The sequence below is a fragment of the Leptolyngbya sp. 7M genome, assembly GCF_018128485.1.
In genome coordinates this window covers 6,181,552-6,195,463 of sequence record NZ_CP070897.1, presented here as the reverse complement: position 1 = coordinate 6,195,463, position 13,912 = coordinate 6,181,552, and the positions used below count along the sequence as shown (strand labels likewise).

Here is a 13,912-nt window from a genome sequence, read left to right as displayed (position 1 = left end):
ACTGTATTTTTTGGTGCCTGGAACGAGCGGCAAGTTTGCCTGCGCTAAAGCCCAAGCTGTTTTACTTTTTGATGCTGGCGATGTACGGCGGCCAGTTGGGTGTGTTTGCCGTGCAGGACATGCTTTTGTTCTTCCTGATGTGGGAACTGGAGCTGATTCCGGTCTACCTGCTGCTCTCGATCTGGGGCGGCAAGAAGCGCCTCTACGCCGCAACCAAGTTCATTCTCTATACGGCAGGCGGTTCGCTATTTATTCTGGTGGCAGCCTTGGCGATGGCCTTTTATGGCGACACCACCACGTTTGATATGCGTGCCCTGATGGCAAAGGACTATCCGCTCAACTTCCAGCTTTGGGTCTATGCTGGGTTTCTGATTGCCTATGCCGTGAAGTTGCCGATTTTTCCGCTGCATACCTGGCTGCCCGATGCCCACGGTGAGGCGACGGCTCCGGTCCACATGCTGCTGGCGGGAATTCTGCTGAAGATGGGCGGCTATGCCCTGATCCGGATGAATGTGGAAATGCTGCCCCAGGCTCACGTTTACTTTGCGCCGATTCTGGTGATTTTGGGGGTGGTGAATATCATCTATGCTGCCCTCACCTCCTTTGCCCAGCGCAACCTGAAGCGTAAGATCGCCTATTCTTCGATTTCCCACATGGGCTTTGTGCTAATTGGGATCTCGTCCTTTACCGACCTGGGCCTCAGCGGAGCGATGCTGCAAATGGTGTCGCATGGGTTGATTGGAGCCAGCCTGTTCTTCCTGGTGGGAGCCACCTACGACCGCACCCATACCCTGATTTTGGATGAGATGGGTGGTGTCGGTAAGAAGATGCCGAAGATCTTTGCCATGTTCACGGCTTGCTCACTCGCATCTCTGGCCTTACCAGGCATGAGTGGCTTCGTGGCCGAACTGATGGTGTTTGTCGGCTTTGCCACCAGCGATGCCTACAGTCTGCCATTTAAGGTGATTGTGGTCATTCTGGCCGCGGTGGGCGTGATTCTGACGCCGATCTACCTGCTCTCGATGCTGCGAGAAATCTTCTATGGCCCCGAAAACAAGGAATTGGTTGAGCATGAGGTTTTAGTTGATTCTGAGCCGCGAGAAGTGTTTATCATCGCCTGTCTGCTGATCCCGATTATCGGCATTGGTTTCTATCCCAAGCTGCTGACCCAGATCTACGACGCGAAAACGCTGGCTATTACTGCCGAGCTGCAGGAGGCTCGTGCGTCTCTGGGCGATCAGCCCATCAAACCGCTGGCTTTACAAGCGACTGAGGCACCGGCTCTCAATTAATCAATAATTAATCAACTAGTAGATTGTCTAATCTAAAGTTCTCAGTTTCACTCTGCTGAGTCCTGCTCAATCAAAAGCCGTTAGGGGAAGGTGAGAAAACTCAGCCTTCCCCTTCACAGTATTCAGTAGGACTAATGCACTAATGACTGATGATCTTCTACACTCGCCCACGCAAGATTTGCGCCATTTCATTGGGTTTGGGTGAATGCTCTAGGGCTGTCTCTTCAGTGATGCGGCCAGCTTCGTAGAGTTTGTAGAGGGATTGGTTCATTGTACACATACCGTCAAAGGTACAGCGGGGAATAATCGCCTCGATCTCGTCGATCTCGCCGCGCCGAATATAGTCCCGAATCGCGTCGGTATTAATCATGATGTCGTGATAGGCAGCCCGCTTGCCGTCGGTGGTCCGACACAGTCCTTGGGCAATCACCGCAACCAGCGATTCGGCAATCGAGACGCGCATCGGAGCCTGCTGATCCGGTTCATAGAGCTGCAAAATCCGCTCAATGGTTTTAACGGCACTGTTGGTGTGCAGGGTTCCCATCACCAAGTGGCCGGTTTGGGCGGCTTTGAGGGCAGTGTTGACCGTTTCCCGGTCTCGCATTTCACCCACCAGAATAATATCCGGGTCTTCCCGCAGCGAGGCTTTCAGGGCACTGTCGAACTTGAGAGTATGGATGCCAACTTCCCGCTGCTTGATCAAGGATTTCTTACTGGTATGCACAAATTCGATCGGGTCTTCGATTGTAATAATGTTCTTGGGCATTTCGTTGTTGATGTAGTCGATCATCGCCGCCAGGGTGGTTGATTTACCGGAGCCAGTTGGGCCGGTAATCAGAATCAACCCCTTGTGGTAGTGACACACATCTTTGAAGACAGGCGGTAGGTTGAGCTGGTCAATTGTGAGAATTTTCAGCGGAATCAGACGCATCACCATCGCCGGCCCCCGCAACGAATCAAAAATATTGATCCGGACACGGGCAAACTCGTACTGAGTCGCACCGTCAAAATCTAACGTGTCCTGGAAGCGTTTGACCTCTTCATCGCTGAGAATTTCCTTCAACCAGCTAAAGAAAGTTTCTCGATCGGTCGTTGGGTAGTCTGTGACTTCGATCTCGCCTCGGTTGCGGAATCGGGGCACTTCACCTACGCCGACATGCACATCTGAAAATCCCTTCTCAAACGCTTCTCGCACCAACTGCTCCATCGTAGGCTGTCCAGGGGCAGGCTTGCTGCGTCCGGTTCGCATAGGTGGCGGAGCGGGGCGATGGCCTGGAACGGCGGGCCGTTGCAGGTTAAAAAAACATCCACATGGCGAGATTCCTGCCCGCTCCTCTGCTGCACAATTTGAGCGATCTGCTTGCGGATTTCGGCGAGCTGACTGCTGTTGAGCCAGCGGTGAAATTCTGCTAATAGCTGCGCCTCTGCCTGCACCAGGTTAGAACGCCAATCTTCGGTCGCAGCAAAACTGCCAATTGCATCGACTCGTCCGCGTAACTCCAGCTCTGACTCTGCAACTGGTTTAATAACAGGCAGTGCAGGCGGTATGGAAAGGTGGCGATAGAAATTGAGATAGCTCGTTTGCCAAGTGCTGTACTGCTGCATCAGCAGCTCTGGATAGGGCAATTCTGCCGAACACCACTGTCCCTTTCCCCAGGAGAGGTGAAATACCACACAAAGCTGTTGATGTTGGCGGATATCTAAGCGGAGTGTCATGGTTATTTCCCGGCGGATTCACTTAAATGAAACCTAAACGGCGGTAGGGTCAACATGGCATTCTCTAAAGCCAAGATCACCTGAAACTGTTCGTCTTTTTCGCCAACTACCCGAGTATAGAGTGAATTATTGCCTGACTTGGGATCGAGTGTAGCCTCTACCAATACTTCATTTTGGTCATTCACGCAAAGTTTGATCGCACGTTCGGGCTGATGGGCTGATTGTAATTTGAGAATCAATAGCAAGGTCCATTCCTCAGACTCGGACCAGGTCACCGCATAGAGCCGCAGCGGAATCTCTGCCAGATTGAAATTATTATAAGCGCAACGCGCACCCGCAGGAATCTTGACGCCATCTCTGGCTAACTGCTTGCAAATCAGATCAATTTCCTGCATGGTTGAGGCATCCACCATTGGAAACAAAACAGCCGCATATTCGTTGGAACGCACGGCTGCAAACGGCGGTAGCAGCACCCAATGTAGCTGTTGAGCTATGTCGTCTAGCTCGTTTTGCAACCAGAAGCCAACGTTCACTGCTGTATTTACAGCCACATCCACCGTGGATTGAATTAGCGATTGCGGCAAGTTGGGCTGCGAGGCAGGCGAATGGACCAGTGTATCAGCAGATGAAGGGAGTGAATTAGTTTGCAGCTGATAATACCATTCCAGCAGGGCAGGATTCGTCAACACCACCACCCCTTGCTCCCAGGTTAGCCACTGCCACAGGGCATCTGTGGGATGCTGAGCTAATTGGCGCATAATTGTATCTTTTTCATCAGTGATCTGCTCCAGACGAGGTGGGGGATCTGACAGTGGCACGGCGGTTGGTTCCAGGCAGCGCAGGACGATTTCGCCAGCCGCCCAAGGACGGCCCAGCTCGGTAGACGCTACTGAAGGACCTTGCACCTGATCGGTTCTCTGCGTGGGAAGATGTTTCTCCCCATATTCCACTGATACTGCTCATGGCCGACTCCTTGCTGTTGATCCACGGCGCTCGGCCTGCGTGATGCAGGCTCTCGTCGCTCACTCAGATCAATCTACGAGGCGGAGTCGGAAGTTGTCGGAAGTGCTCGGAATCAGGCGGAAGTCTGTGGGTTTTTTTCCGCGGCCGATCTCTTTCTTGCATCCGCCTTTGCCCACTCGACCAATTCGTGCGCCTTCGCAGTCAACTGAATGAAGCTCCGGTCACCGGAACGTGCGAGCAGCCCCTTGTCGAAAAGGGCCTTCGCACACTTTTGAATGGACTTGTCAGACAGGTATCGCGGCCCAGTCCCCGCGCGAGTGAAACCTGACCCGGTGGCAATCGAGGAATAGGTCAGCCCGGTGGACTCATACTTCCACGCAAACCCCAGTAGAGCACGCTGATCGGGCGTCAGTTCCGTCCAGAGCCGCTTAAGCGCAGTGTCGCTCGGCCGCTCGGTCTCATTCAAGCGTTTCAGCACGCTCTCGAGCATCATGAACATCTTGTCAAGGATGACCGGATGGGTCCGAGCGGAGGGGTCGACCTCGCCAGGGCGTATATCCCAAGTCCCACCGCCTCCTTCGTAGTCGTACATGTAGAGGGCCCGAGACGGACGCCCTCCGATTTTCGGCGCACGCTTCTTCCCGCGACGAACTGCCTTGGGCACCTTCTTGGTCTTCTTCTTGGCCATGTGCTGCCATCTCCTTCCCGAGGATGGTATCAGCAAAGTACATGGCTCGATTCGGGGGGAACTGCTACGAGTCCCACTCAATGCTGTCGATGACCACTGCGTCGGCTCGTGCTTTCAGAGATTCCGACCGGTCTGCCTCACGAACCCAGGGCACGCGATGACGGATGATGCCGTCGAAGAGACGGACGGTGGGGCGAGCATCCGCATTCAGCCCTGACCCCGTGATCCGAATCTTACGGCCTGGAAGATAGAGAGTAATCCCCTCCGAAGGCTCGAACTCCACCCGCTCTAGCCAGGAGTAGCCGATGGCGAGAGTGTGGCCGTCTTTTTTCCGAAGCTCCAGCATGATGGAGCGGTCGCGAACGCCTCGCAGCCATCCGAAGCAGCCGAAGTCTTCAGCTTCGTCCGCCTCCGACTCAGGCTTGTGTGAATCTGTCGCTGGCGAACGCTTCATGTACTTGTTGCCGGTGTAGGCAAGCCATTTTCCATCGGACGACCAGCGGACCGAATCGCTCGATCCCGGCGTTTCCTCGACCTTGCGTTTTTCTTTGGTCGCGATGTTCAGTATCCACGCTTCGGCCAATCCGCCGTCGTCAGCTTTCGGCGTCGGACGTGCCGTGAATGATGCCTGTGTTCCGTCGGGTGACCACTGCGGATCGCTCACGGTAAACGAGCCTTCGGTGAGTCGTTTTGCCTCTTTCTTTTCAATGTCGAAATACCAAAGGTGCGTCATCTTTAGATCCTGATCGATAAGAATTGTGTCGTCTTTTACCCGTTTTCGGTCTTCCTCTTCCTTTGTTGGCTGATCCGTAGCGGTGAATATCAGACTATTTCCGTCGGGCGAAATGCGAAAGCTGCTGATGCCGCCTTTCTGCGATGTCAGCTGCCACGCCTCGCCGCCGTCTGCGTGCATCATCCATACCTGACGCTCGCCCGCCTTTTCGCGGTCGGTGAGGAACGCGATCATCTTGCCGTCGGGAGTCCATTCAGGCGACGTACAATTGTTTTCACCGCGCGTGAACTGCCGCGGCGTGCCGCCCGCCGTCGGCACGACCCAAACGTGCGTCGTCGCCTTCCACTCCTTATCTTTTTCGGTCTTTGTTTCAGAGAGTGTGTAAACGACCCGCGTCCCGTCCGGCGAGATCCGCGGGCTGCCGACGCCTTTTATGCTCAGCAGATCCATCGCCGTCAGCAGCTTACGTCCGTCTTTCGCCCGCGGCGGAGTTGCTTCGGGGGTCGGACTCGGCTTTTGCTCGGCCTGCGCCGGCACGAAAGGAACAGCGATAAATGCAAATGTAATGCAGATAACGATCGATGAATAACGCAGTCTGTTGAACATAGATTCTCCGGATGAATGGTTGTGAAAGTTTAAGCGGACTAATGGCAATTATCAAATCCGCAGTTTGTTTCTGGCTTTCGAGAATGTTCTGTGGATTTGCTATCATCATTGTGAATCAAATAACTAAACTTGCCTCACAAACCGGCAGGAAAACGAATGAGATATATACCTAATTCACCTGAAGAAAGACAGGAAATGCTGGCCGAGATCGGTCTTTCGAGCGCGGACGAGCTTTTTCGCTCGATACCGGCAGATGTGCAGCTTGGGAGGCCTCTGAAGATCACCGATCCGCTTGCGGAGCCTGAAGTGATCTCTGCGATGGAAGAAATGGCCAAGCGTAATACTGCCGCTACAAAACCGTCCTTTCTCGGAGCTGGTGTTTATTCGCACTTTTCTCCTTTCAAAGATAGTGGAGTTTCTAACATTAATTAATACGTTTCCTGCATCACCAATTCCTGAGGTAGAAGTATTTAGAGATGATTGGGTTCGAAATGTAGGCAAATTATTAATAAAAAATAGATTGCTTGCATTGATTTCAATGTCACCTCCATTTCCTTTGCTAGTGTCTGTAACCGTGCTTAAAACTGCGCTCTCTCTAAAAGAGACATTATCACGAGCATTGATAACTAACCTCCCTGCATTTCCTTCGCCTTGGGTCTGTAGTTGCAGTTGTGATTGGTATAGATCAAGCGAACCTGTTCTAATTTCAATATCTCCTCCATTGCCAGTTGCCGTAGACCCTACTACGCTAGAAATACTAGCATTACGCATAAGAACTGAATCACGAGTATTAATTCGAATATCCTCAGCGTTCCTTCGCTCATTCGCATCGGCGCTCAATCTTGAGTTGTTTAAAATCAGGGAACTTGCGTTAATTCCGATATCTGCGGAAGAATTTTCAGACAATGAAATAATTGCACTATTATTGTTAAGTATAACGGTATCATTGGCGTTGATATTAACATTATCAATTATTATTGATGAATTATCAATCTCAAGAGAACCTGTATTAACCCGAAGATTACCGCCAATTAGGGAATTACCTCCATCTACAATGACAATGTTCGCTCGGCCACCTACTTCAGGAAAGATGAAATTTGGTTGATTTCCAGTAAAGCTTAACCTTACGGTTCCTGCTTTTATTGCCCCTAGCTCGATAGTATTCAAAAATAAGAAGGTCGCTTTATCTAACCGCACGTCACCTCCTAGCAGAGCCAGGGTGTCTCCAACGCCTATTCCTAGATCAGGGAACAGATTGAAATCAACTATGTACTCTAAGGTCGTTCCCTCTACTGTAATGGATCCCGGAGCACTACCATACTGTAGCCCAAGCGGTACGCTCACTATCAATTGGGGCACTGCCTGCGGATTAACTGCACTAAACTCATTTCCATCTGCAAAGACTAATCGATCGGCTGTACTGGCTACAAACGAACCCTCGATATTTAAACTGGCGTCCCTGCCAAACAGAATTCCATTTGGATTGATCAGAAATAGATTCGCATTTCCTAACACCCCTAGCCTGCCAAGAATATCCAAGCGGTCTCTGCCCGTCACACGACTAAAAATGTTGGCAATTCCTGCTGGATTATCAAAATACGCTCCACGTCCTGCTTCCACATCAAATCGTTCAAAGCTGTGAAATAGATTGCTGCCCTGATTGACTCCAGGAAGGATTAGTCCCATGCACAAGTCATTTTCGGCTCAGGATTCGTCATTAAAATTGCTGCGGCTTGGTGAACGAGGCATGATCACAAGCATCCATACGCTTAGAGATGCTACCGCTCAAGCCCTGCGAAGCATGGGACTAACCCCCGGACGGACAATTACGTTAGAGCAGCGCTTTCCTCGGTTTATTGTCCGAATCGGCAATACCTGCCATGCTCTAGATGAAACCACAATTAATGCCATCTATGTGCGAGTAATTCAACATTCAACGCTGAGTCATTGACGGTTCATCATAGTGATTGAGTTATTCATTATCTGCCACACGTAATCTGCCACACGTAGTCGAACAACTCCTTTCTCCTACCTCCTACCTCCTACCTCCTGTCTCCTGTCTCAACCCATTTCACCATTCACCAAGAAGATCCAAAAATGGCTGAACAACCGATTTCCAACGCAGTGGCCCTGAGAATTGCCCTCGCCTCCAGACTGTTTCCAGAATTGTCGATTACAGATTTCATCGAAGCCTTGCAGGATTACCTGGGCGGTGTTCTGGATGAAGCCAGCCTGAGTCGGATTACGGTCACGAATCTGAAAACCGCATTGGGACAAACCTACGAACTCGATGGGGAAGAAGACGGAGAAGATGCTAACACAACTGACATTGCAGCTCTCAAAAGAGCCGTCCGCATCCTTTGGGGTGAACTAGACGCAATTGACCAACTCCCTGTCATTGAACCCTACCGAGCTGAGGACATACCCAACTCGATTCGAGTCGCGGTAGCCTCCAATCATCAAGAATCATTAGATGGGCATTTTGGTTCCTGTTTGCGTTATCTGATCTATCAACTCTCGACTGAAGAAATTCGGCTGGTTGACATTCGCTCGGCCTTAGCAGCCGACTTCTCAGACGACAAAAACGCCTTTCGCGTCAGTTTAATTCGAGACTGCTCGGTGCTGTATATTGTCGCTATTGGTGGGCCGGCTGCGGCCAAAGTGGTGCAGGCTGGAATTTATCCAATCAAAAAAGAGCAAGGCGGTTCTGCTAGGACCTTACTCGCCGAACTGCAACAGGCGATTGCTACCTCACCGCCACCTTGGTTGGCCAAAATTTTGGGAGTTGCTGCCAGCGAGCGAGTCAAAAATTACAAAGCGCTGGTGTAGGCTTTTATTTCTTACTAAAACCCGATTGAGAGGAACACAACCAATGACGACATTTACAGGATTAACCTTCGGAGGCCAAATTTGGACACCTAAATTTCTGCAAGCAATTGACAAAATGCAGCAGGAAGCAGAACAGGCAAACCGAAATGCCATTAGCCGTTTACTTGCAATGGGCTTGAGTGTAGAGCAGGTGGCTGATGTTTTGGGTATATCCATAGAAGAAATCGAACCCTAATAGAAAACATATGTTCCACCTCGAACTAGAAGGGCTGTATTTCTAGCATCGCCTGTGGGACTTTCTTTTCAAAAATTAGTTGCATATCACGTTAAATAAGTCAAAAAGTATCGTACTGATACAGATATTTAGCACAAATAATTCTAAAATTGAATTCAGCGATTCACCCCAAGACTGAATCAGTTATTATGATCGGTCATCCCGATTACGTCGTGGGAGAACGGTCTTGGACTATCGCTTCAAATCTAAAAAACTAGAAGCACTGTTCACCTCTAAAAAGGGCGCAAAGCGTTATCCCGAAGGAGTCGTGAGCAGCTTCTTTCGGGTCATGACAATCATCGCGTCTGCTACCGATGTGCAAGACTTCATTGCACTCAAGAGCCGAAGGTTTGAAAAGCTTTGTGGTGATCGAGAGGGGCAATATTCTATGCGATTAAATGACCAATATCGTCTGATTCTAGAAATCAGAGAGGAGGCACAAAGGAAGTATCTGCTGATTGTAGAGATCGTAGACTATCACTAGCCCAATGCAGCGACCGAGTTAACCGCTAAATTGGCAAGGGGAATTCAACAATTGCCATTAGTATTGGGTGATTGTGGGCTTATGAGTCTAATGTCTCAGACGAAAGACAGAGCCTTGAAGGTTCGTCGCCATCATTGGGCGAAAAGGGAGGAAAGCGTGAGTCAGCAGCTTGTACCAGCAGAAGTTTGTCCACCTGGAGACATTTTGATTGAAGAACTTGAAGCCCGTGGCTGGACGCAAAAAGATCTAGCAGAAATCATGCAGCGTCCAGTGCAAACGATTAATGAGATCATTAAAGGAGCTAAACAAATCACTCCAGAAACTGCTATTCAGCTAGCCGAGGTTTTTGAGACTTCTCCGCAATTTTGGCTGAACCTCGAAAACAATTATCGGTTGCATCTAGCTCACAAGGACCGATTTAACCAGCAGATTGGTCGCCGCAGTCAGATTTATCAGTTACTGCCAATTCCAGAGTTGATCAAACGAAACTGGATGGCGGCCACAAAATCAACTGAGGAGTTAGAGCAGGAGGTCTGTCGTTTTCTGGGTATTCTATCGCTAGACCAGCATCCCAAGCAGATTGGGATCAATTTTCGCTACACTTCTAGCCGCCAACCTGAAGCCAATGCTCACGGAAACTACCACTACTGTTAGCATTCTGCTCTAAGGGGCTTGCAAATAATTAGAATCCCAGTCAATTTAGTAGGCATGGAGCAGGGAGTCTGTTTCTTTGCTCAAAAACGTTAGAGCAGGAGATTCTCCAATTATGCTGAGTGACATGATTAAAGCAACCTTTAAGGATGCGGCTCAAAAACTGACTGGGCATCAGAAGCGAGACTTTATGGCAAAAGTAGCTGAGGACTATTTTGGTGGGTCAGCCCGGAAAACGGAAACGGTATTAGGCTGGAATCGAGATAGCGTACAACTGGGATTGCATGAGCGGCGCAGTGGGATTGTCTGTGTGGATAACTATCAGGCGAGAGGACGGCATAAAAGCGAAGAGATTCTAGCACCTTTAGAGATGGATATTCGAAGTTTAGTCGATGTGCAAGCGCAAGCCGACCCGAAATTTCAATCAACCTTTCTCTATGCCCGCATTAGCGCCAGAGCCGTCCGGGAAGCCTTGATCTGTGAGAAGGGCTACGATGAGTCGCAATTGCCCTCTCGTCAGACCATCGGTGCGATTCTCAACCGCTTGGGGTATCGCCTAAAAAAACACAAAAAGTCAAACCCTTGAAAAAGATTGTTCAAACCGATGCCATCTTTGACAACGTTGCTCAGGTCAATCAACTCTCTGATGCCAATTCCAAGTCCTTGAGGCTGTCGATTGACACCAAAGCCAAAGTCAAGATCGGGAATCTCTCGCGCAATGGCAAAGCCCGGACATTAGAGGCAAAAAAGGCAGATGACCACGATAACGAATGGGGATTTATTGTGGGTGCCAACCCTGTCTCATCAAACTTTAATCCATAAGCTAATTGAGGAGAAGCAGTGATGTCTAGAAAACTTAGCATTCGCACTGAATATGGTGCATGGCCAATATGGGATATTGACGACTTTGGATATGTTGATCCTACTAAACTTCCCCTAAAACCAGAAACGATCGATCGACTGCTAGCATGGCAAGCTACGCTTGACGCAACTCTCGATCAAGATTATCCTCCCAATTCTCGCTTTCCAAGTGAGGAAGCAAAAACAGCTTGGAGACTAGAAGGAATCAATTTATGGCAACAAGTGCAGGAGGAATTAGAACCGGACTATGAGGTGTATTACTACCTGTACTACAACAATAAGAAACACTTTTTGAGGCATCCAGATGAGCTAAAGCAATTTCCCCTTTAGTAGGTCATCAGTAGGGTGGGCAGTGCCCATCCTACTAGCTCTTCAGAATACCGCGATTGATCTCGGACTGTAGCCTCTACTTGAGATGCTTCTGCCCCATCTGGAGCTTGTCGCTTCGCGAGACGGGCTTTGAGAAATAGGCCACCTGCTCCCAAGCCCAGCAGCGCTGCTAGACTAATAGCTGCAATTCCTAACTGGTTGGTATCGAACTGGTTGAAATTGAGCGAGTTGTTGGTCAAATCCGAAGGGCTGCTAGAAGTCACCGAATCCGTTGAGTTCAGCCCCTTCTTAAACGGGCAGGCGGAACCGGGAGCAATGGATGTGATCAGCACTGCACCCGTCAAGATAGCAGTAGACCAAATCACAGAACGGGAAAACTTTGAAGGCATAACTATCTCCAATTGAGGAACGACTTGAGACAATCAACACCCTACTGAGCGTAAGGGCAAGGAGACAGGTGAATGTGAACTTGAAGTTACAAAAGCTGATCGAAAAGCTTACAGATCAGTTTACGAATCTATGAGATTTTCGCAAGTGGTCGTTCATCACGAATTTGAACTAAAGCTGGGTCATTCCAGACTTTCTCGCCAAATATTTGCCAAATCTCTATGCTTTTGAGAGATCGGCTGCAATGGTTGAGTCGAGTTGGGTTAGAAAGGCGCAGGACTAGGAGGGCATAAAAGTCAGGCAACGCTGGCCCGATCTAGCGTGTATCTTTAACAAGAAACCCGTAGAAATGGTAGCCGATGACGAAACAGCCTCGTGGTTCATCTCGCTCCGGGCCTTCGGTGGCACAGCAACTCCAGCAGATTGCGCAGCTTGGGCAAACTGGCAATCTCACTAAGGCCGCAACCCAATGTCAAAAATTCTTGCAGCGCTATCCCGATCAGGCTGAGGCATGGCATCTCCTGAGTCTGATTTGCTTGCAGCAGGGACAAGCAGAGTTAGCCCTGGCTCACATTCAGCGAGCCATTGACCTCGATCCGAACGGGGCCGAATTTCATAGCCACGCAGGGGTTGTTCAGTGTAGTTTGGGAAATTTAGCGGCGGGAATTGCGTGCTACCAACGGGCCTTATCCCTACAGCCAAGCAGCCATACCCGCTTCAATTTAGGGCTAGCATTTCAGAAGTTAGGACAGCTAGAAGCGGCGGAACAGACCTACCGGATGCTGGTGGCCGATCAACCCAACTACAGTGCTGCTTATCAACAGCTCGGCAACATTCAGCAGCAGCGACAGCAATTTCTCAGTGCCATTCACTCCTATCAGCAAGCGCTCCAACACCAGCCGCAGGTAGCCGCGACTTGGTGTAATTTAGCAGTTGCATTTCAGACCATTGGGGATAGCGAGGCGTACTTCACCATGATCAGACGATCGCTTTCGTGGTAGAGCTTGCGCAGCGCGTAGCCACCAACATGACGAGTACGGGCAATATCAAACTCTGCCGCTTCTTCCGCTTCGGTTTTGTGGGGAGTTGGTTCAGCCGCTGGTTTTTCAGAGTTGGTTTGATGAAACTCTTGCGCGAGTTCGTTGATCGCCAACCACCGCTCAGCCAGCATTGCCGCCATACAGCCCGATCCGGCTGCCGTGATACCCTGGCGGAACTCGTGATCCTGCACATCCCCGGCGGCATAAACTCCTTCGATATTAGTTTCTACACCGTTGCGGGTAACGATATAGCCCACATCATCCAGCTCGATTTGGCCCTTAAATAGGCTTGTATTTGGCGTATGGCCAATTGCATAGAACAAGCCCTTTGCCGGAATTTGGCTTTCTTCCTGAGTTTTGTTGTTGCGGACCTTGACGCCCTGCATCCAGCCCTCTTCGCCGTATACATCCAGCGCTTCCGTGTCCCAGTGCACGGTGATTCTAGGATTCTTCAACACCCGGTCCTGCATGGCTTTACTGGCTCGCATTCTGTCACCCCGCACCAGCAGGTGGACATGATCGCCGTATTTAGTTAGGTACATTGCTTCTTCAGCCGCCGAGTCACCGCCGCCAATCACCACAATCTCCGCACCGCGGAAAATGGGCGTAGCGCCATCACAAATCGCACAGGCCGAAATACCCCGACTCCAGAATTGTTGCTCGCAGGGCAACCCAAGCCGCTTTGCCGTTGCACCAGTGGCGATAATTACGCTGTGCGCCCGCACTTCTCGTTCTTCAGAACGAATCACAAATGGACGCTGGCTGAAATCTACCGAAGTCACGTCTTCAGTCACCAATTCAGCCCCCCAGCGCAATGCTTGAGCCTTCATCCGATCCATTAACTCAGGTCCCATAATTCCATCTGGAAAACCGGGGAAATTTTCCACCTCAGTTGTGGTCATCAACTGCCCACCCGGTAGGCCACCTGCTTGGAACCCCTCAAACACAAAAGGCTTCAAATTTGCTCTGGCCGCATAGATTGCAGCTGTGTAACCCGCCGGACCGGAACCAATGATGACCAGATTTTCTACCGCTGGGTTTGCCATAGGTCTAAGTAA

General features: G+C 50.3%; 17 protein-coding genes and 2 pseudogenes. 11 read left to right on the top strand and 8 right to left on the bottom strand.

Annotated features, from left to right (window positions below; translation table 11 throughout):
* Nucleotides 1–44 precede the first annotated feature (44 nt).
* Nucleotides 45–1,292, top strand: a pseudogene (locus JVX88_RS33045) (NAD(P)H-quinone oxidoreductase subunit 4); the annotation flags it as partial.
* A gap of 157 nt (nucleotides 1,293–1,449) precedes the next feature.
* On the opposite strand, the gene JVX88_RS33040 reads toward JVX88_RS33045, so the two are convergent.
* From JVX88_RS33040 to JVX88_RS33020, 5 genes are all read right to left on the bottom strand, one after another.
* Nucleotides 1,450–2,541 carry a type IV pilus twitching motility protein PilT gene (locus JVX88_RS33040; protein WP_211622799.1) on the bottom strand — a complete coding sequence of 364 codons (1,092 nt, stop codon included), beginning with the start codon at nucleotides 2,539–2,541 and terminating at the stop codon, nucleotides 1,450–1,452.
* A complete protein-coding gene (locus tag JVX88_RS43525; RefSeq protein WP_211622797.1) occupies nucleotides 2,439–3,008 on the bottom strand; it encodes a hypothetical protein in 570 nt (189 codons plus the stop codon). The genes JVX88_RS33040 and JVX88_RS43525 overlap by 103 nt, the downstream gene beginning before the upstream one ends.
* A gap of 2 nt (nucleotides 3,009–3,010) precedes the next feature.
* The gene (locus JVX88_RS33030; RefSeq protein WP_211622795.1) at nucleotides 3,011–3,913 is read right to left on the bottom strand and encodes a hypothetical protein; all 903 of its coding nucleotides are present in this window, start codon (nucleotides 3,911–3,913) and stop codon (nucleotides 3,011–3,013) included.
* Nucleotides 3,914–4,083: 170 nt separating this feature from the next.
* Nucleotides 4,084–4,659 carry a hypothetical protein gene (locus tag JVX88_RS33025; protein ID WP_211622793.1) on the bottom strand — a complete coding sequence of 192 codons (576 nt, stop codon included), beginning with the start codon at nucleotides 4,657–4,659 and terminating at the stop codon, nucleotides 4,084–4,086.
* Between the two features lie 64 nt (nucleotides 4,660–4,723).
* A complete protein-coding gene (locus tag JVX88_RS33020) occupies nucleotides 4,724–5,998 on the bottom strand; it encodes a TolB family protein (RefSeq protein WP_211622791.1) in 1,275 nt (424 codons plus the stop codon).
* Between the two features lie 156 nt (nucleotides 5,999–6,154).
* Between JVX88_RS33020 and JVX88_RS44680 the strand changes: the two genes are divergently transcribed.
* The gene (locus tag JVX88_RS44680) at nucleotides 6,155–6,430 is read left to right on the top strand and encodes a hypothetical protein (RefSeq protein WP_225931801.1); all 276 of its coding nucleotides are present in this window, start codon (nucleotides 6,155–6,157) and stop codon (nucleotides 6,428–6,430) included.
* 684 nt (nucleotides 6,431–7,114) lie between these two features.
* Here JVX88_RS44680 and JVX88_RS44675 read toward each other — a convergent pair.
* A pseudogene (locus JVX88_RS44675) lies at nucleotides 7,115–7,684 on the bottom strand (filamentous hemagglutinin N-terminal domain-containing protein); the annotation flags it as partial.
* Here JVX88_RS44675 and JVX88_RS33010 point away from each other — a divergent pair.
* The 8 genes from JVX88_RS33010 to JVX88_RS32975 all read left to right on the top strand — a co-directional run bounded on the left by JVX88_RS33010 (nucleotide 7,683) and on the right by JVX88_RS32975 (nucleotide 11,427).
* Nucleotides 7,683–7,949, top strand: coding sequence for a FeoA family protein (locus JVX88_RS33010; protein WP_211622787.1), 267 nt, complete (start codon nucleotides 7,683–7,685; stop codon nucleotides 7,947–7,949). The pseudogene JVX88_RS44675 and the gene JVX88_RS33010 sit on opposite strands and share 2 nt — an antisense overlap.
* A 146-nt stretch (nucleotides 7,950–8,095) precedes the next feature.
* A complete protein-coding gene (locus tag JVX88_RS33005) occupies nucleotides 8,096–8,827 on the top strand; it encodes a dinitrogenase iron-molybdenum cofactor biosynthesis protein (protein WP_211622785.1) in 732 nt (243 codons plus the stop codon).
* Between the two features lie 43 nt (nucleotides 8,828–8,870).
* Nucleotides 8,871–9,062, top strand: a complete 192-nt coding sequence (locus JVX88_RS33000) for a hypothetical protein (protein WP_211622783.1) — start codon at nucleotides 8,871–8,873, stop codon at nucleotides 9,060–9,062.
* A 226-nt stretch (nucleotides 9,063–9,288) separates the two neighbouring features.
* Nucleotides 9,289–9,585, top strand: coding sequence for a type II toxin-antitoxin system RelE/ParE family toxin (locus JVX88_RS32995; protein ID WP_211622781.1), 297 nt, complete (start codon nucleotides 9,289–9,291; stop codon nucleotides 9,583–9,585).
* A 156-nt stretch (nucleotides 9,586–9,741) separates the two neighbouring features.
* The gene (locus JVX88_RS32990) at nucleotides 9,742–10,239 is read left to right on the top strand and encodes a HigA family addiction module antitoxin (protein WP_211622769.1); all 498 of its coding nucleotides are present in this window, start codon (nucleotides 9,742–9,744) and stop codon (nucleotides 10,237–10,239) included.
* A gap of 112 nt (nucleotides 10,240–10,351) precedes the next feature.
* A complete protein-coding gene (locus tag JVX88_RS41420; protein WP_211622767.1) occupies nucleotides 10,352–10,822 on the top strand; it encodes a transposase in 471 nt (156 codons plus the stop codon).
* Complete coding sequence (locus tag JVX88_RS41415) at nucleotides 10,819–11,058, top strand: ISAzo13-like element transposase-related protein (RefSeq protein WP_211622765.1); 240 nt, start codon at nucleotides 10,819–10,821, stop codon at nucleotides 11,056–11,058. Before JVX88_RS41420 ends, JVX88_RS41415 begins: the two co-directional genes overlap by 4 nt.
* 21 nt (nucleotides 11,059–11,079) lie before the next feature.
* On the top strand, nucleotides 11,080–11,427 hold the full coding sequence (locus tag JVX88_RS32975; protein WP_211622763.1) for a hypothetical protein: 348 nt from the start codon (nucleotides 11,080–11,082) through the stop codon (nucleotides 11,425–11,427).
* On the opposite strand, the gene JVX88_RS32970 is transcribed toward JVX88_RS32975, so the two are convergent.
* Nucleotides 11,424–11,816, bottom strand: a complete 393-nt coding sequence (locus tag JVX88_RS32970) for a hypothetical protein (RefSeq protein WP_211622754.1) — start codon at nucleotides 11,814–11,816, stop codon at nucleotides 11,424–11,426. The genes JVX88_RS32975 and JVX88_RS32970 overlap by 4 nt on opposite strands.
* A 357-nt stretch (nucleotides 11,817–12,173) precedes the next feature.
* Here JVX88_RS32970 and JVX88_RS32965 point away from each other — a divergent pair, with 357 nt between their 5' ends.
* A complete protein-coding gene (locus tag JVX88_RS32965) occupies nucleotides 12,174–12,815 on the top strand; it encodes a tetratricopeptide repeat protein (protein WP_211622752.1) in 642 nt (213 codons plus the stop codon).
* Here the strand turns inward: JVX88_RS32965 and trxB are convergent.
* A complete protein-coding gene (gene trxB, locus JVX88_RS32960; RefSeq protein WP_211622750.1) occupies nucleotides 12,755–13,900 on the bottom strand; it encodes a thioredoxin-disulfide reductase in 1,146 nt (381 codons plus the stop codon). The two genes, JVX88_RS32965 and trxB, sit on opposite strands and share 61 nt — an antisense overlap.
* Nucleotides 13,901–13,912 lie beyond the last annotated feature (12 nt).